This window comes from Micromonospora sp. 067-2, assembly GCF_046549295.1.
Lineage (GTDB): Bacteria > Actinomycetota > Actinomycetes > Mycobacteriales > Micromonosporaceae > Micromonospora.
This window is the reverse complement of the sequence record NZ_JAJPWB010000015.1, coordinates 22,815-37,857: the sequence shown is the minus strand read 5'-3', so window position 1 is coordinate 37,857 and position 15,043 is coordinate 22,815. Positions and strand designations below refer to the sequence as shown.

Annotated in this window: 24 protein-coding genes; 23 read left to right on the top strand and 1 reads right to left on the bottom strand. The window is 68.8% G+C overall.

The features are described from left to right. The first annotated feature begins 54 nt into the window (after positions 1–54). From rplN to truA, 22 genes are all read left to right on the top strand, one after another. Positions 55–423 carry a 50S ribosomal protein L14 gene (rplN, locus tag ACLJN9_RS29915; RefSeq protein WP_023358185.1) on the top strand — a complete coding sequence of 123 codons (369 nt, stop codon included), beginning with the start codon at positions 55–57 and terminating at the stop codon, positions 421–423. Further along, on the top strand, positions 420–740 hold the full coding sequence (gene rplX, locus ACLJN9_RS29910; RefSeq protein WP_172899047.1) for a 50S ribosomal protein L24: 321 nt from the start codon (positions 420–422) through the stop codon (positions 738–740). Before rplN ends, rplX begins: the two co-directional genes overlap by 4 nt. Continuing rightward, entirely contained in the window at positions 740–1,306 is a 567-nt protein-coding gene (rplE, locus tag ACLJN9_RS29905) for a 50S ribosomal protein L5 (RefSeq protein WP_124776994.1), read from the top strand. Before rplX ends, rplE begins: the two co-directional genes overlap by 1 nt. A gap of 1 nt (position 1,307) precedes the next feature. Continuing rightward, a complete protein-coding gene (locus tag ACLJN9_RS29900) occupies positions 1,308–1,493 on the top strand; it encodes a type Z 30S ribosomal protein S14 (protein ID WP_007465272.1) in 186 nt (61 codons plus the stop codon). Between the two features lie 116 nt (positions 1,494–1,609). Next, positions 1,610–2,017 (top strand): 30S ribosomal protein S8, encoded by a 408-nt coding sequence (gene rpsH, locus ACLJN9_RS29895; RefSeq protein ID WP_007465270.1) that lies wholly within the window; start codon positions 1,610–1,612, stop codon positions 2,015–2,017. 16 nt (positions 2,018–2,033) lie between these two features. After that, positions 2,034–2,576, top strand: coding sequence for a 50S ribosomal protein L6 (gene rplF, locus ACLJN9_RS29890; RefSeq protein WP_410815036.1), 543 nt, complete (start codon positions 2,034–2,036; stop codon positions 2,574–2,576). Then, the gene (rplR, locus tag ACLJN9_RS29885) at positions 2,573–2,962 is read left to right on the top strand and encodes a 50S ribosomal protein L18 (RefSeq protein WP_410815035.1); all 390 of its coding nucleotides are present in this window, start codon (positions 2,573–2,575) and stop codon (positions 2,960–2,962) included. Before rplF ends, rplR begins: the two co-directional genes overlap by 4 nt. Positions 2,963–2,995: 33 nt before the next feature. After that, the gene (gene rpsE / locus ACLJN9_RS29880) at positions 2,996–3,610 is read left to right on the top strand and encodes a 30S ribosomal protein S5 (protein ID WP_007465263.1); all 615 of its coding nucleotides are present in this window, start codon (positions 2,996–2,998) and stop codon (positions 3,608–3,610) included. Next, on the top strand, positions 3,610–3,792 hold the full coding sequence (gene rpmD, locus ACLJN9_RS29875) for a 50S ribosomal protein L30 (protein WP_007465262.1): 183 nt from the start codon (positions 3,610–3,612) through the stop codon (positions 3,790–3,792). The genes rpsE and rpmD overlap by 1 nt, the downstream gene beginning before the upstream one ends. Next, complete coding sequence (gene rplO / locus ACLJN9_RS29870) at positions 3,792–4,235, top strand: 50S ribosomal protein L15 (RefSeq protein WP_112584816.1); 444 nt, start codon at positions 3,792–3,794, stop codon at positions 4,233–4,235. The genes rpmD and rplO overlap by 1 nt, the downstream gene beginning before the upstream one ends. 232 nt (positions 4,236–4,467) lie before the next feature. After that, positions 4,468–5,796, top strand: coding sequence for a preprotein translocase subunit SecY (gene secY / locus ACLJN9_RS29865; protein WP_410815033.1), 1,329 nt, complete (start codon positions 4,468–4,470; stop codon positions 5,794–5,796). Next, positions 5,797–6,450, top strand: coding sequence for an adenylate kinase (locus tag ACLJN9_RS29860; protein ID WP_410815032.1), 654 nt, complete (start codon positions 5,797–5,799; stop codon positions 6,448–6,450). Positions 6,451–6,537: 87 nt separating this feature from the next. After that, positions 6,538–7,383, top strand: coding sequence for a type I methionyl aminopeptidase (gene map / locus ACLJN9_RS29855; protein WP_410815030.1), 846 nt, complete (start codon positions 6,538–6,540; stop codon positions 7,381–7,383). Between the two features lie 131 nt (positions 7,384–7,514). Beyond that, positions 7,515–8,099, top strand: coding sequence for a DUF1707 domain-containing protein (locus tag ACLJN9_RS29850; protein WP_410815028.1), 585 nt, complete (start codon positions 7,515–7,517; stop codon positions 8,097–8,099). A gap of 311 nt (positions 8,100–8,410) precedes the next feature. After that, positions 8,411–8,632, top strand: coding sequence for a translation initiation factor IF-1 (infA, locus tag ACLJN9_RS29845; RefSeq protein ID WP_007073013.1), 222 nt, complete (start codon positions 8,411–8,413; stop codon positions 8,630–8,632). Between the two features lie 91 nt (positions 8,633–8,723). Then, positions 8,724–8,837, top strand: coding sequence for a 50S ribosomal protein L36 (gene rpmJ / locus ACLJN9_RS29840; protein ID WP_043965539.1), 114 nt, complete (start codon positions 8,724–8,726; stop codon positions 8,835–8,837). 266 nt (positions 8,838–9,103) lie between these two features. Then, positions 9,104–9,484 carry a 30S ribosomal protein S13 gene (gene rpsM, locus ACLJN9_RS29835; RefSeq protein ID WP_030329917.1) on the top strand — a complete coding sequence of 127 codons (381 nt, stop codon included), beginning with the start codon at positions 9,104–9,106 and terminating at the stop codon, positions 9,482–9,484. A 116-nt stretch (positions 9,485–9,600) separates the two neighbouring features. Then, on the top strand, positions 9,601–10,008 hold the full coding sequence (gene rpsK / locus ACLJN9_RS29830; RefSeq protein ID WP_030329919.1) for a 30S ribosomal protein S11: 408 nt from the start codon (positions 9,601–9,603) through the stop codon (positions 10,006–10,008). Positions 10,009–10,021: 13 nt separating this feature from the next. Further along, positions 10,022–10,648, top strand: a complete 627-nt coding sequence (gene rpsD, locus ACLJN9_RS29825) for a 30S ribosomal protein S4 (protein WP_410815026.1) — start codon at positions 10,022–10,024, stop codon at positions 10,646–10,648. A gap of 98 nt (positions 10,649–10,746) precedes the next feature. Then, positions 10,747–11,769: a DNA-directed RNA polymerase subunit alpha gene (locus tag ACLJN9_RS29820; RefSeq protein WP_354964788.1), complete on the top strand. Its 1,023-nt coding sequence runs from the start codon at positions 10,747–10,749 to the stop codon at positions 11,767–11,769. Positions 11,770–11,803: 34 nt separating this feature from the next. Continuing rightward, positions 11,804–12,361, top strand: a complete 558-nt coding sequence (gene rplQ / locus ACLJN9_RS29815; RefSeq protein WP_410815025.1) for a 50S ribosomal protein L17 — start codon at positions 11,804–11,806, stop codon at positions 12,359–12,361. Between the two features lie 66 nt (positions 12,362–12,427). Then, positions 12,428–13,258 carry a tRNA pseudouridine(38-40) synthase TruA gene (gene truA, locus ACLJN9_RS29810; RefSeq protein ID WP_410815024.1) on the top strand — a complete coding sequence of 277 codons (831 nt, stop codon included), beginning with the start codon at positions 12,428–12,430 and terminating at the stop codon, positions 13,256–13,258. A gap of 26 nt (positions 13,259–13,284) precedes the next feature. On the opposite strand, the gene ACLJN9_RS29805 is transcribed toward truA, so the two are convergent. Beyond that, positions 13,285–14,316, bottom strand: coding sequence for a hypothetical protein (locus ACLJN9_RS29805; protein ID WP_410815023.1), 1,032 nt, complete (start codon positions 14,314–14,316; stop codon positions 13,285–13,287). A 102-nt stretch (positions 14,317–14,418) separates the two neighbouring features. Here ACLJN9_RS29805 and ACLJN9_RS29800 point away from each other — a divergent pair, with 102 nt between their 5' ends. Next, a complete protein-coding gene (locus tag ACLJN9_RS29800) occupies positions 14,419–15,024 on the top strand; it encodes a class I SAM-dependent methyltransferase (protein ID WP_410815022.1) in 606 nt (201 codons plus the stop codon). Positions 15,025–15,043 lie beyond the last annotated feature (19 nt).

Below are 15,043 nucleotides of genomic sequence, written 5' to 3'. Positions count from 1 at the left end.
GCCAGGCTCCGGTCGCCACGGCGGCCGGAGAACCGGCAGACATAGGAGATAGACGTGATTCAGCAGGAGTCGCGACTGCGCGTCGCCGACAACACGGGTGCTCGGGAAATCCTGTGCATCCGGGTTCTCGGCGGCTCGGGTCGGCGCTACGCGAGCATCGGCGACGTCATCGTGGCCACCGTCAAGGACGCGATCCCGGGTGCCGGTGTGAAGAAGGGCGACGTCGTCAAGGCGGTCATCGTTCGCACGGCCAAGGAGAGGCGCCGGCCGGACGGCTCGTACATCCGCTTCGACGAGAACGCCGCCGTCATCATCAAGGACGGCGGGGACCCGCGTGGTACCCGCATCTTCGGCCCGGTGGGCCGGGAGCTGCGGGACAAGCGGTTCATGAAGATTATTTCCCTCGCGCCGGAGGTGTTGTGACCGTGAAGGTCAAGAAGGGCGACACGGTCGTCGTCATCGCCGGCAAGGACAAGGGTGCCAAGGGCAAGGTCATTCAGGCCTACCCGCGGCAGGACAAGGTCCTGGTCGAGGGCGTGAACCGCGTCAAGAAGCACACTCGCATCAGCACCACTCAGCGTGGCGCCAAGACCGGTGGCATCGTCACCCAGGAGGCCCCGATCCACGTCTCGAACGTGCAGGTCCTGGACTCCGACGGCAAGCCGACCCGCGTCGGTTACCGGATCGACGACAACGGCCAGAAGGTCCGCATCGCGCGTAGCACCGGTAAGGACCTGTGATGACCACGGCTACCGAAAAGACCCTGCCGCGCCTCAAGGAGCGGTACCGCAACGAGATCGTGGCGCAGCTGCGTGAGCAGAACAGCTACGGCAACCCCATGCAGGTGCCGCGGCTGGTCAAGATCGTCGTCAACATGGGTGTCGGCGAGGCTGCTCGCGACGCCAAGCTGATCGACGGCGCGGTCCGCGACCTCGCCACGATCACCGGCCAGAAGCCGCAGGTGCGGCGGGCGACCAAGTCCATCGCGCAGTTCAAGCTCCGCGAGGGCATGCCGATCGGCGCGAAGGTGACCCTTCGCGGTGACCGGATGTGGGAGTTCCTGGACCGGCTGCTCTCCATCGCGCTGCCGCGTATCCGCGACTTCCGCGGTCTGGACGGGCGCAAGCTCGACGGGCACGGCAACTACACGTTCGGTCTGACCGAGCAGTCGGTGTTCCACGAGATCGACCAGGACCGGATCGATCGCCAGCGGGGCATGGACATCACGGTGGTCACCACCGCCACGACCGACGACGAGGGCCGGGCGCTGCTCAAGCTCCTGGGCTTCCCGTTCAAGGAGAACTGAGATGGCCAAGAAGGCGCTGATCATCAAGGCGGCCGCGAAGCCGAAGTTCTCGGTTCGCGCGTACACCCGCTGCCAGCGGTGCGGGCGTCCGAAGGCGGTCTACCGCAAGTTCGGTCTCTGCCGGGTGTGCATCCGGGAGATGGCCCACCGCGGTGAGCTGCCGGGCGTGTCCAAGGCTTCCTGGTAAGGGCGACCGCGTCCCGGCCGTCGGCCGGGAACTCCTGCACCGATTAGGTATTGCTCTTCGCCGTAGGCCCGGGGCTGATGCCCCGGGAACCCCGGCGAGAAAGGCTGACGAAATCCATGACGATGACCGACCCGATCGCAGACATGCTCACGCGTCTGCGTAACGCCAACCAGGCGTACCACGATCAGGTGAAGATGCCCTACTCCAAGATCAAGGCGAACATCGCCGAGGTCCTGAAGGCCGAGGGTTACATCGCCACCTGGTCGGTCGAGGAGCCCGAGGAGGGCGCCGTCGGCAAGCGACTGGTCGTCGAGCTGAAGTACGGCCAGAACCGCGAGCGGAGCCTGGCCGGCATCAAGCGCGTGTCCAAGCCCGGTCTCCGGGTGTACGCCAAGTCGGACGGGCTCCCGCGGGTGCTCGGTGGGCTGGGTGTGGCGATCATTTCGACGTCCCAGGGGCTGCTGACCGACCGGCAGGCCCGCAAGCGGAGTGTTGGCGGGGAAGTCCTCGCCTTCGTCTGGTAACGGGAGACAGGTAGAAATGTCGCGAATTGGACGTAAGTCGATCCCGGTACCAGCCGGCGTCGACATCACGATCGACGGGCAGACCGTCAAGGTCAAGGGCCCCAAGGGCCAGCTCCAGCACACCCTCGCCGAGCCGATCAAGATCGAGCGGGCCGAGGATGGGCAGCTGAGCGTCAACCGGCCGAACGACGAGCGCAAGGCCAAGGAACTCCACGGCCTGAGCCGTACGCTGGTTGCCAACATGATCGTCGGGGTCACCGAGGGCTACCGCAAGAGCCTGGAGATCGCCGGCACCGGTTACCGGGTCACCGCCAAGGGTTCGGACCTCGAGTTCGCGCTCGGGTTCTCGCACCCGGTGGTCGTCCCCGCCCCGGCGGGCATCACCTTCACGGTGGAGCGGCCGACCCTGTTCCACGTGGCCGGCATCGACAAGCAGCAGGTCGGTGAGGTCGCCGCCAACATCCGGAAGATCCGCCCGCCGGAGCCCTACAAGGGCAAGGGCGTCAAGTACCAGGGCGAGGTCATCCGCCGCAAGGCCGGAAAGGCAGGTAAGAAGTGAGCGCCACGCTGCTCAAGCGCCGCCGCGGCGTTGCCGCCAAGCGCGCCGTTGGGCGTGCGCGTCGGCACTTCCGCGTCCGCAAGAACGTCAACGGTACGGCCGAGCGTCCGCGCCTGGTCGTCACCCGTTCGCTGCGGCACATGGTCGCCCAGATCGTCGACGACACCAAGGGTCACACCCTGGCGTCGGCGTCGTCCCTGGACGCCTCGCTGCGCGGGACCGAGGGCGACAAGAGTGCCCTGGCCGGCAAGGTCGGCGCACTGCTGGCCGAGCGTGCCAAGGCCGCCGGCGTCTCCAAGGTCGTCTTCGACCGCGGCGGTAACCGGTACGCCGGGCGCGTCGCCGCGCTCGCCGATGCCGCCCGCGAAGCCGGGCTCGAGTTCTAACAACCCCGTCACGAGAGATAAGGAAGGCTGCTGATGCCAGGTCAACAGCGCCGTGGCGGCGGGTCCGGTGGCAACGAGGGTGGTCGCCGCGACAACCGCCGTGAGGGCGGCCGCGGAAACGCGCCCGTCGAGAAGACCCCGCACCTTGAGCGGGTCGTCGCGATCAACCGCGTCGCCAAGGTCGTGAAGGGTGGTCGTCGCTTCAGCTTCACCGCCCTCGTGATCGTCGGCGACGGCGACGGCACGGTCGGCGTGGGCTACGGAAAGGCCAAGGAGGTGCCCGCGGCCATCGCCAAGGGTGTCGAGGAGGCCAAGAAGCACTTCTTCAAGGTTCCGCGTATCGGCCAGTCGATCCCGCACCCGGTGACGGGTGAGGACGCCGCTGGCGTCGTGCTGCTCAAGCCGGCTTCGGCCGGTACGGGTGTCATCGCCGGTGGTCCGGTGCGTGCCGTGCTGGAGTGCGCCGGGATCCACGACGTGCTCTCCAAGAGCCTCGGCTCGTCGAACCCGATCAACATCGTGCACGCCACCGTGGCGGCCCTGAAGGGGCTTGAGTCCCCCGAGCAGGTCGCGGCGCGTCGTGGCCTGCCGGTCGAGGACGTCGCGCCGGCCGCCATGCTGGCGTCGCGTGCGGGGGTGGCACGCTGATGGCACGTCTGAAGGTCACCCAGCTCCGGTCCGGGATCGGGACCAAGCACAACCAGCGTGAGTCGCTGCGTTCGCTCGGTCTCAAGCGGATCAACGACGTGGTGGTCAAGGAGGACCGGCCCGAGATCCGCGGCATGATCTTCACTGTGAGCCACCTCGTGAAGGTCGAGGAGGTCGAGTAATGACGATCAAGGTGCATCACCTGCGCCCGGCGCCCGGTTCCAAGACCGCGAAGACCCGCGTGGGTCGTGGTGAGGGTTCCAAGGGCAAGACCGCTGGTCGCGGTACCAAGGGTTCCAAGGCCCGCAAGAACATCTCGGCGGCGTTCGAGGGTGGGCAGATGCCCATCCACATGCGCCTGCCGAAGATGAAGGGCTTCAAGAACAAGTTCAAGGTGGTCTTCCAGGTGGTCAACCTGGACCGGCTCGCCGAGCTGTTCCCGAACGGCGGCCAGGTTGGCCCGCTGGAGCTGGTCGAGTCCGGTGCGGTCCGCAAGGGTCACCCGGTCAAGGTCCTCGGCACCGGGGACCTCGGCGGGGTGGCGCTCCAGGTGTCGGCGCACGCGTTCAGCGCGTCGGCCAAGGAGAAGATCGCCGCCGCCGGTGGCTCGACCACCGAGCTGTAAGGCGTACACCCATGGCGCCCGTCCAGTTGTGCGTAACTGGCGGGCGCCATGGTCTGCCTGGGGCGTATGCGCCCGGTAATATCGGTTTCGGTTTATGTGGCCGGGCGCATCTGCCCGGACCGGGACAGGGCTGTTAGAGTCCCATCCCAGCCATGGATTCCGGGCGCTCGCCCGGGATGCACCCCGACCCGCCAGGGATCACCGGCGGCCCGCCTCGCGCAGGAGGAAGAAGTTGCTGTCCGCCTTTCTCAGTGCGTTCCGTACGCCTGACCTGCGCAAGAAGCTGCTGTTCACAGTAGGCATCATCGCGGTCTACCGACTGGGTGCCACGCTGCCCAGCCCGGGCGTCTCGTACGGCAACGTGCAGAAGTGCCTCGACACCATCCAGGGCGACACGACTGGTGCGTTGAACCTGCTCAACCTGTTCTCCGGTGGAGCGCTGCTACAGCTCTCGGTCTTCGCGCTGGGCATCATGCCCTACATCACCGCGTCGATCATCCTGCAGCTGCTGACCGTCGTGATCCCCCGGCTCGAGCAGCTCCGCAAGGAGGGCCAGGCCGGCCAGGCGAAGATCACCCAGTACACCCGTTACCTGACCCTCGGTCTCGGTGTGCTGCAGGCCTCGGCCTTCGTGGCGCTGGCCCGCTCCGGGCAGCTCTTCCAGGGCAAGTGCGACCAGTTCCCGATCGTCCCCGAGGGCACCGGCATCCCGAACTGGCTGACCGTGTCCATTCTGGTGATGACGATGACCGCCGGCACCGGCATGGTCATGTGGCTCGGTGAGCTGATCACCGACCGGGGCGTCGGCAACGGCATGTCCGTCCTGATCTTCACCTCGATCGCCGCGCGGCTGCCCGGCGAGGGCTGGCAGATCAAGACCACCAAGGGCTGGGGCAAGTTCGCCCTGGTCATCGTGCTGGTCCTGGTGGTCATCACCCTGGTCACCTTCATCGAGCAGGCGCAGCGCCGCATCCCGGTGCAGTACGCCAAGCGGATGATCGGCCGACGGATGTACGGCGGCACCTCGACCTACATCCCGCTCAAGGTCAACCAGGCGGGTGTGATCCCGGTCATCTTCGGCTCGTCGCTGCTCTACCTGCCGCAGCTGGCCCTGCAGTTCTTCGATCAGACCGACCCGGGCAAGATCCAGGCGTGGATCCAGAACAACCTCGTCAGCCCGAGTAGTCCGATCTACATCACGGCCTACTTCCTGTTGATCATCTTCTTCACCTACTTCTACGTCTCGATCACGTTCAACCCGACCGAGGTCGCAGACAACATGAAGAAGTACGGCGGGTTCGTGCCGGGCATCCGCCCCGGCAAGCCGACCGCCGACTACCTGGACTTCATCCTCAGCCGGATCACCCTGCCGGGCGCGATCTATCTCGGCGTCATCTCGATCCTGCCGAACTTCTTCTTCATCTGGCTGGACAACCAGCAGTACCAGAACTTCCCGTTCGGTGGCACCGCTGTGCTCATCATGGTCGGCGTCGGTCTGGAGACCGTGAAGCAGATCGAGAGCCAACTCATGCAGCGGAACTACGAAGGGTTCCTGCGGTAGATGAGACTCGTTCTGGTTGGCCCGCCGGGCGCGGGCAAGGGCACTCAGGCCGAGTTCGTCGCCGCTCACCTGTCGGTCCCGAAGATCTCGACCGGAGACATCTTCCGGTCGAACGTCACCCAGGGCACGCCGCTCGGCATCGAGGCGAAGCGTTACATGGACGCCGGCGAGCTGGTTCCGGACGAGGTGACCATCAACATGGTCCGGGACCGGCTGGCCGAGCCCGACGCCAGCGAGGGTTTTCTGCTCGACGGCTTCCCGCGGACCACTCCGCAGGCGGCCGCGCTCGACAAGCTCCTCGCCGACCTGGGCACCGCACTGGACCTGGTCCTGGAGTTGGTGGTCGACGACGACGAGGTGATCCGTCGGCTCTCGGGCCGACGCACCTGTCGCGGCTGCGGCAAGATCTGGCACGTCGAGTTCGACGCCACCACCCGATCCGGCATCTGTGACCGGTGCGGCGCCGAGTTGTTCCAGCGCGACGACGACAAGCCGGAGACGATCTCCACCCGGCTGCGGGAATACAGCGAGAAGACCGCCCCTCTGGTCGACTACTACGGCGCCCAGGGCAAGCTGGTCGGGATCGACGCCACCGGCCCGGTGGAAGACGTCACCGCCCGCGCCATCGACGCGCTGCGGTCGTACGGCGGCTGAGGCCCGGCCGGGCTCACGCGGATAGAGTGCGAACAGCGGGGTACGTGCGACGTGCCCCGCTGTTCGGCAACGAAAGGTATCGGCTCCATGCGTCGTCCCCAGCTGGACATCCAGCTGAAGACCCCTGACCAGATCGAGAAGATGCGGGCCGCCGGGCTGGTGGTGGCCGAGGCGCTGCGCCGGATGCGCGAGGCGGTGGCGCCCGGCGTGAGCACCGCCGATCTGGACGCCATCGCCGAGTCGACCATCCGTGAGGCGGGCGGCGTCCCGTCGTTCAAGGGCTATCACGGCTTTCCGGCGTCGATCTGCTCCTCGGTCAACGAGCAGGTCGTGCACGCCATCCCGTCGTCCGGGCAGGTCCTCTCCGACGGTGACCTCATCTCGATCGACTGCGGTGCGGTCCTGAACGGTTGGCACGGCGACGCCGCGATCACCGTCGGGGTCGGCAGCGTCGACCCGGCGCTGCTCACGATGGCCGAGGTGGCCGAGGACGCGATGTGGGCCGGCATCGCCGCCGCTGCACGCGGTGCGGCCAGTGGCAAGGGCAGGCTCACCGACATCTCCCACGCCGTCGAGAGCGCGGTCCGCAAGGGCGGGCGGTACGGCATCGTGGACGGCTACGGCGGGCATGGCATCGGTACCGAGATGCACCAGGACCCGCATGTGCTCAACCACGGCCGGCCCGGCAAGGGTCCACGGCTGGTTCCCGGCATGGCACTGGCCATCGAGCCGATGATCACCATGGCGTCGCCGCGCACGGTCGAGCTGGCCGACGGCTGGACGGTGATCACCCGGGACCGGTCGGTCGCGGCGCACGTCGAGCACTCGATCGCGCTGCTGCCGGACGGGGTCTGGGTGCTCACCGCGTTCGACGGCGGCCGCGACCGCCTCGGCGACCTGGTCACCGCCAGCCAACCCGCCACCACCCCCTGATGCCCAACCCCCTTGCGGCGATCCTGAGGGCCGCGTCAGCCGGAGCCCGGATCCTGCCGCCGAGCTCTTGATCAGTGGCCCGAGGACGGGTGGGGGAGCCGGGGTGGCAGAACGGTGGCATGCTTGCCGGCATGGACGGGCGCGACGAGATGCGGGCCGCCGACGCGGACCGTGAGGCGGTTGCCGACCGGTTGCGGGTGGCCCTCGGCGAGGGCCGGCTGGACCTGCACGAGTACGACGAGCGGTTGCAGCGGGCCTACGCCGCACGCACGTACGCCGAGTTGGACGTCCTGCTCACCGACCTGCCCCCGGTGGCGTCCCCGGAGCGCTCGACGCTGGCCACGGCTGGGCTCGCCGGGTCGCCGGCCGGCGGTGTGGGCGGCCAGTCTGCCCCGGCGGGGCGTGCTGTCGCCGCCCGTTGGCTGGCCGAGATCTGGCTGCCGTACCTGAGGGTGATCGCCATCGTGGTGACCATCTGGGCGGTGACCTCGCTGCTCAGCCAGGAGCTGCTCTACTTCTGGCCGGCCTGGGTCGCCGGGCCGTGGGGTGCGGTGCTGGCTGTCCGTACGATCACCGGGATAACCGGGGGAGAGCCCCGTCGCCAGGCGGTCGAGCGGGAGCGTCGGCGGCGGCGCAAGCAGGCGAAGCGGGAACGGCGGCGGGAGCTGCGCGCCGGCGAACCGGACGAACGGGACGACCCCCAGCCGGCCAGCTGACTGCGCCAACGCGGGTGCGGAGATCGTCGAGGCCCTGATCGGGAAGCAGGCGGCGAACGTACGGAGATCATCGGGGGCCCGGACGGACCGCTGGCGCCCGACGCGACGCGTCGACGGGTGGCCGGTTTGGCGCACGCCCGCAGGCGGGCGTACACTTTCAGATCGGCGCACAGCGTCCACTCCGGCATGCCCACCCTGCGCTTCGGTGGGACCTGGAGCCGCGGCTGGCGCGGGCTTCTGATTCTTGGTCAGGTTCCCGTGTAAGACGTTGTGGGCCGCCCGGAGCAATCGACGTCAGGACAGCGGAGGATATGCCGAAAAAAGACGGAGCCATTGAGATCGAGGGTCGGGTCATCGAGCCCCTGCCGAACGCCATGTTCCGGGTGGAGCTCGCGAACGGCCACAAGGTGCTGGCTCACATCAGCGGCAAGATGCGGCAGCACTACATCCGCATCCTGCCGGAGGACCGGGTCGTCGTCGAGCTTTCGCCGTACGACCTGACCCGCGGGCGCATCGTCTACCGCTACAAGTAGTCCTGACGGCGGCCGGGAAGTCCCGTGTCCGTCTTCGACGTCCGGTCTCGCGCTCTGCGCGTCCCCGGGCCAGATGGGAAGTAAGGCAACCGTGAAGGTCAAGCCGAGCGTCAAGAGGATCTGCAACAAGTGCCGGGTGATCCGCCGGCACGGCCGAGTCATGGTCATTTGCAGCGACCCGCGCCACAAGCAGCGCCAGGGCTGATCTCAGCCCGTCCGGCCGCAACGCGGTCGGGTGGCGTTGCCGGGCAGATCCCCAGCGACACACACGAACACACAAGCTCGTCCCAGCCGCGGGCGGTACGCGAGACGTACCCCATCGTGGCTGACCCCCGGTCGGAGGCCGGGGCCCGCTTGGGCAGCGACCGATCCCGGTCGCCGGCGCTGACCGCGTCGGAAGGACGGGACGGCCGGTAGCGGGGTGGGACGGGTCCACACCTCCGCCACACATCACGAGGAGTACGCCCGCACATGGCACGTCTAGTCGGCGTGGACCTCCCCCGCGAGAAGCGGTTGGAGATCGCGCTCACCTACATCTTCGGGGTCGGTCGCACCCGCGCCCTGGAGACACTCGCCGCTACCGGCATCTCGCCGGACAAGCGCGCTCGGGACCTCACGGACGAGGAGCTCGTGCAGCTCCGCGACCACATCGAGGGCAACTACAAGGTTGAAGGCGACCTGCGCCGCGAGGTCGCCGCTGACATCCGCCGCAAGGTCGAGATCGGCTGCTACGCCGGCATCCGGCACCGCCGGGGCCTGCCCGTGCGTGGCCAGCGGACCAAGACCAACGCACGGACCCGCAAGGGCCCGAAGCGGACCGTCGCCGGCAAGAAGAAGCCCGGCAAGAAGTAATTCTTCAACCGGAATTCTGGTCGTTCTCCGCCGAGTAGGCCGGGCTCCAACCGGATCCGGTGTCTACGTCATCGACGGGGCGACAAGCCAAAACCCATTCAGGAGCGCACAGACTTATGCCACCGAAGGCTCGTGCCGGAGCCGCTGTCAAGAAGGTCCGGCGCAAGGAACGCAAGAACGTCGCCCACGGGCAGGCGCACATCAAGAGCACGTTCAACAACACCATCGTGTCCATCACGGACCCGACCGGTGCGGTCATCTCCTGGGCCTCCGCTGGCCAGGTGGGCTTCAAGGGCTCCCGCAAGTCGACTCCGTTCGCCGCGCAGCTGGCCGCCGAGGCTGCCGCGCGTCGGGCCATGGAGCACGGCATGCGCAAGGTCGACGTGTTTGTCAAGGGCCCCGGCTCCGGCCGGGAGACCGCCATCCGTTCGCTGCAGGCCGTGGGCCTCGAGGTCGGCCAGATCGCCGACGTCACCCCGCAGCCGCACAACGGGTGCCGTCCGCCGAAGCGTCGCCGGGTCTGAGAGGTAGAGAGAGATGGCTCGTTACACCGGTGCTGACTGCCGCCGTTGCCGGCGGGAGAAGATGAAGCTGTTCCTCAAGGGCAGCAAGTGCGATGGTCCGAAGTGCCCGTTCGAGTCCCGGCCGTTCCCGCCCGGGCAGCACGGCCGCGGCCGCACCAAGGAGACGGAGTACCTGCTCCAGCTCCGCGAGAAGCAGAAGGCCCGTCGTGTCTACGGCGTGCTGGAGAAGCAGTTCCGCGGTTACTACGAGGAAGCCGTTGGCAAGCAGGCCAAGACCGGTGAGGTCCTCCTGCAGATCCTCGAGTCGCGGCTGGACAACGTCGTCTACCGGGCCGGCTACGCCCACTCGCGGGACATGGCCCGCCAGTTGGTCAAGCACGGTCACTTCACGGTGAACGGCAAGAAGGTCGACATCCCGTCGTACCGCGTCAAGGAGCACGACATCGTCGAGGTTCGGGGCAAGAGCAAGGAGCTCACCCCGTTCATCGTCGCGCAGGCTCAGGCCGGCTCGAGGACGGTGCCGGCGTGGCTGGAGGCAATCCCCAGCCAGATGAAGGTGCTCGTGCACTCCCTCCCGGCCCGGCAGGTCATCGACACGCAGGTCCAGGAGCAGTTGATCGTCGAGCTCTACTCCAAGTAGTCGGGCTCGTTGCGGTGGCCCGTCCTCCGGGGCGGGCCACCGGAACAGTTTGTGTCGCGGACGTCAAATAGCGGGCGTCCCGGAAGAGAAGAGACAACATGCTCATCAGCCAGCGACCCTCCCTCTCCGAGGAGTCGATCAACGAGACCAGGTCGCGGTTCGCCATCGAGCCGCTGGAGCCGGGCTTCGGCTACACCCTGGGCAACTCGCTGCGGCGCACGCTGCTGTCGTCGATCCCGGGTGCGGCGGTCACCTCGATCAAGATCGACGGCGTGCTGCACGAGTTCACCACGATCCCCGGTGTCAAGGAGGACGTGGTCGAGCTCGTCATGAACATCAAGGAGCTGTGCGTCAGCTCCGAGCACGACGAGCCGGTCAGCATGTACCTGCGCAAGCAGGGCCCGGGCGACGTGACCGCGGGTGACATCCAGCCCCCGGCCGGCGTCTCGGTGCACAACCCGGACCTCAAGCTCGCCACCCTGAACGGCAAGGGCCGGCTCGACATGGAGCTGACCGTCGAGCGGGGCCGGGGCTACGTGACGGCGGCGCAGAACAAGCAGTCCGGCGCCGAGATCGGCCGCATCCCGGTCGACTCGATCTACTCGCCGGTGCTCAAGGTGACCTACCGCGTCGAGGCGACCCGCGTCGAGCAGCGCACCGACTTCGACCGGCTGATCATCGACGTCGAGACCAAGCCCTCGATGGGCCCGCGTACGGCGCTGGCCTCCGCCGGCTCGACGCTGGTCGAGCTGTTCGGGCTGGCCCGGGAGCTGGACGAGACCGCCGAGGGTATCGACATCGGGCCGTCCCCGCAGGACGCCCAGCTGGCGGCGGACCTCGCCCTGCCGATCGAGGAGCTGGACCTCACCGTCCGCTCCTACAACTGCCTCAAGCGCGAGGGCATCAACACCGTTGGTGAGCTCATCGGGCGTACCGAGGCCGACCTCCTCGACATCCGTAACTTCGGTCAGAAGTCGATCGACGAGGTCAAGATGAAGCTCGCCGGGATGGGTCTGGGGCTGAAGGATTCGGCCCCGAACTTCGACCCGGCGCACGTCGTGGACACCTTCGGCGAGGCCGACTACGACACCGAGGACTACCGCGAGACCGAGCAGCTCTAGTCCGCGCTGCCGCCACAACTGAGGAGCACCAAAAATGCCCACGCCCACCAAGGGCCCCCGCCTCGGCGGCAGCCCCTCGCACGAGCGGCTGATGCTGGCCAACCTGGCCACTGCGCTGTTCCAGCACGGCAAGATCCAGACCACCGAGACGAAGGCCCGACGGCTGCGTCCGCTGGCCGAGCAGCTCATCACCAAGGCCAAGCGCGGTGACCTCGCCTCGCGGCGGCGGGTGCTGGGCGTCGTCAAGGACAAGGACGTGGTCTACGCCCTGTTCGACCAGATCGCGCCGCGGTACTCCAACCGGCCCGGCGGCTACACCCGGATCGTCAAGACCGGTCCGCGCAAGGGTGACAACGCGCCGATGGCGATCATCGAGCTGGTCGAGGAGCTTCAGGTCGCCGAGCCCAAGGTGAACAAGAAGACCGCCGGCCGTAAGGCCGCGCAGCAGGACAAGGTCGAGGCGCTCGCCCCGGCCGAGGAGACCCCGAAGTCGGCCCCGGCCGACCAGGACTCCGAGGCGCCGGTGTCGGCGTCCGGTGACACCGACGCCGCCCGCGAGGACAGCGACGAGGCCACCGAGAACAAGGCCTGATCAAGGGCACCGTCGGGCCCGGCACCCCACAGGGGTGTCGGGCCCGACCCATGACTGGAGGTACGTGTGGACGAGCGGATCCGGCTGCGGCTGGATGTCTCGTATGACGGCACCGGCTTCTCCGGCTGGGCCGCCCAGCCGACCCGGCGCACGGTCGCCGGGGTGCTCGTCGAGACACTGGACCTGGTGCTCGGCGCCGGCACGGCGACCGGGTTGACCGTGGCCGGGCGGACCGACGCGGGGGTGCACGCCACCGGGCAGGTCTGCCATCTGGACCTGCCCGTCGACGTGTGGCGGCAGCACGAGGAGCGGCTGCTGCGCCGGCTGGCCCGGCTGCTCCCCACCGACGTGCGGGTACGGGCGATGACCGGGATGCCGCCCGACTTCGACGCCCGGTTCTCGGCCACCTTCCGCCGCTACGAGTACCGGGTCACCGACGCGCCGTTCGGCGCCGAGCCGCTGCGCCGGCACGAGGTGCTGGCCTGGCCGAGGCCGCTGGATCCGGGCGCGCTGAACGCCGCGGCGGCCGGCCTGGTGGGGGAGCACGACTTCGCCGCGTACTGCCGGCGTAAGGAGCACGCCACCACGCTGCGTGAGGTGACCCGGCTGGACTGGCGCCGCGACCCGGACGGTCTCCTGGTTGCCACCGTGCAGGCGGACGCGTTCTGCCAGGCCATGGTGCGCAGCCTGGTCGGGGCGATGCTGGTTGCCGGGGACGGCCGCCGACCGGTTCAGTGGCCGGGCAGCCTGCTCGCCCGCCGGGAGCGGTCCAGTGAGGTGACCGTCGCCCCCGCGCACGGGCTGACCCTGGTCGAGGTCGGCTATCCGGCCGACCCGGCCGAGTACGCCCGCCGCGCCGATCTCACCCGCAGGCTGCGGGTTCCGGTCGAGGACTGACCGACAGCGCCGGGGACGGGAGGAGGTCAGTTGCCGCTCTGAGGCGCGCTGCTCTCCGTCGGCGCCGCGGTCGGCTGCGTGGCCGTGCCGCCGTCGACCCGCTTCTGCAGGACGCTCCGGCTGAGGTGCAGTTCGATCATGTCGAACAGGATCTCCCGGATCTTGGTATCGCCGGACCTGACGGCTTCCCCGTCCGCGCGGACCACCAGCGCGTACGCCAGGTAGTGGCCACGAACCTGCCAGCCGATCCGTGCCGGGGCGGTGGCCACCACGTCGCTGCCGTCGCCCTCGCTGCCGACCAGGCCCCGGAACCGGCCCTGCCGATCGTCGAGCAGTTGCCGGATCCGATCCCGGACGCGTTCCGCGCTGACCTTGTCGGTGAGGTTGAACAGGCCGGCGGTGACCAGGTGGTCGCCGTCGGGGGTCCGCAGCGTGGCCCGTACCACCTGGTTGCAGCCGAGCCGGACCAGCAGGTCGGCGATCTCGTCGGTGGCGGCGACGGCACAGCTGCCGCTGGAGTGCGTCGTGAGGACCCGGTAGGCCGGCTGCCCGTCGGTGAGCTTCAGCTCCTTGGCGGAGAAGACCTCCTTGGCGGTGAGCGGAGCCTGGTCGGTGTCCCGGGAGTCGAGGTCCTGACGCACGGCCGGCGCGGATGCGGCCGCGTTCGGCTGGTAGGTCGGGGTGGCCTGCGGCTGCGGGTCGCGATCCACCAGCAGTGCGGCGGCGCCGAGGCCGCAGAGCGCGAGCAGCACCAGGACGGCGGCGCCGCCGATCAGCACCTGCCACAGTCGGCCGCCGCCGCGCGCGGTGGGCGGCTCCATCGGCTGTGCGGAGGTGTAGACCTCCGAACGTGGCGCGGCCTGCGGAATAATCGCGCGGGCCGGCGGACGTGGGGACGACGGCAGCGCGATCTGGTTCGGGCGGCGCAGCGATGGCGCGGGGAAGCGTGACGGAGAGGGGCCGGCCGGCGGAGGTGGGCCACTGGGCACTGCCAGGTCGGACCCGGGCTCCGGGTACTCCTCGTAAACGTCCTGATCGGACTCGTACCGATACACCATGTCGCCTAGAGTAGGAGCCATTGTCCCTTTAGGGGGTAATAACGGGAAATGCGTCTCCGGGCCGTGCCGTGGCGTGCCCGGGCCGGTGCGAGAATTGCGGGCATGACCGGCGACCACTACTTCACCGCTCAGCCCGCCAGCGACGCTCCGCCGCGCGAGGTCGAGTTCTCCGTCGCCGACCGCGACTACCGGCTCGTCTCGGCCGGCGGGGTCTTCTCCGCCAGCCGACTCGACCCGGGCACCGCCGTGCTCCTGCGCAAGGCCGAGCTGCCCACCCCCGACACCACCGGTGACGTGCTCGACCTCGGCTGCGGGTTCGGGCCGATCGCCTGCGTGCTGGCCGACGTGGCACCGGTAAGCACCGTCTGGGCGGTCGACGTCAACGCCCGCGCCCGCGAGCTCACCGTCGCCAACGCGGCCCGGGTCGGCGCCGCCGACCGGATGCGGGTGGCCGCACCGGACGACGTGCCGGAGGAGACCCGCTTCGCCCAGCTCTGGTCCAACCCGCCCATCCGGATCGGCAAGGACGGCCTGCACGACCTGCTGCTGCGCTGGCTGCCCCGGCTCGCCCCGGACGGCGTCGGCTGGCTGGTGGTCGCCCGACACCTCGGCGGCGACTCGTTGCACCGCTGGCTCACCGAACAGGGCTGGCAGGTCGAGCGACGCGCCAGCCAGAAGGGCTTCCGGGTGCTGCGGGTCACCCGGTAATTGGATGTCCCCCCGGCTC

What these genes read in the sequence shown, in the direction of transcription:
- rplE (WP_124776994.1), top strand. Translation starts at nt 740, where the DNA reads ATGACCACGGCTACCGAAAAGACCCTGCCGCGCCTCAAGGAGCGGTAC.
- ACLJN9_RS29900 (WP_007465272.1), top strand. Translation starts at nt 1,308, where the DNA reads ATGGCCAAGAAGGCGCTGATCATCAAGGCGGCCGCGAAGCCGAAGTTC.
- rpsH (WP_007465270.1), top strand. Translation starts at nt 1,610, where the DNA reads ATGACGATGACCGACCCGATCGCAGACATGCTCACGCGTCTGCGTAAC.
- rplF (WP_410815036.1), top strand. Translation starts at nt 2,034, where the DNA reads ATGTCGCGAATTGGACGTAAGTCGATCCCGGTACCAGCCGGCGTCGAC.
- rpsE (WP_007465263.1), top strand. Translation starts at nt 2,996, where the DNA reads ATGCCAGGTCAACAGCGCCGTGGCGGCGGGTCCGGTGGCAACGAGGGT.
- rpmD (WP_007465262.1), top strand. Translation starts at nt 3,610, where the DNA reads ATGGCACGTCTGAAGGTCACCCAGCTCCGGTCCGGGATCGGGACCAAG.
- rplO (WP_112584816.1), top strand. Translation starts at nt 3,792, where the DNA reads ATGACGATCAAGGTGCATCACCTGCGCCCGGCGCCCGGTTCCAAGACC.
- ACLJN9_RS29860 (WP_410815032.1), top strand. Translation starts at nt 5,797, where the DNA reads ATGAGACTCGTTCTGGTTGGCCCGCCGGGCGCGGGCAAGGGCACTCAG.
- map (WP_410815030.1), top strand. Translation starts at nt 6,538, where the DNA reads ATGCGTCGTCCCCAGCTGGACATCCAGCTGAAGACCCCTGACCAGATC.
- ACLJN9_RS29850 (WP_410815028.1), top strand. Translation starts at nt 7,515, where the DNA reads ATGGACGGGCGCGACGAGATGCGGGCCGCCGACGCGGACCGTGAGGCG.
- infA (WP_007073013.1), top strand. Translation starts at nt 8,411, where the DNA reads ATGCCGAAAAAAGACGGAGCCATTGAGATCGAGGGTCGGGTCATCGAG.
- rpsM (WP_030329917.1), top strand. Translation starts at nt 9,104, where the DNA reads ATGGCACGTCTAGTCGGCGTGGACCTCCCCCGCGAGAAGCGGTTGGAG.
- rpsK (WP_030329919.1), top strand. Translation starts at nt 9,601, where the DNA reads ATGCCACCGAAGGCTCGTGCCGGAGCCGCTGTCAAGAAGGTCCGGCGC.
- rpsD (WP_410815026.1), top strand. Translation starts at nt 10,022, where the DNA reads ATGGCTCGTTACACCGGTGCTGACTGCCGCCGTTGCCGGCGGGAGAAG.
- ACLJN9_RS29820 (WP_354964788.1), top strand. Translation starts at nt 10,747, where the DNA reads ATGCTCATCAGCCAGCGACCCTCCCTCTCCGAGGAGTCGATCAACGAG.
- rplQ (WP_410815025.1), top strand. Translation starts at nt 11,804, where the DNA reads ATGCCCACGCCCACCAAGGGCCCCCGCCTCGGCGGCAGCCCCTCGCAC.
- ACLJN9_RS29805 (WP_410815023.1), bottom strand. Translation starts at nt 14,316, where the DNA reads ATGGTGTATCGGTACGAGTCCGATCAGGACGTTTACGAGGAGTACCCG.
- ACLJN9_RS29800 (WP_410815022.1), top strand. Translation starts at nt 14,419, where the DNA reads ATGACCGGCGACCACTACTTCACCGCTCAGCCCGCCAGCGACGCTCCG.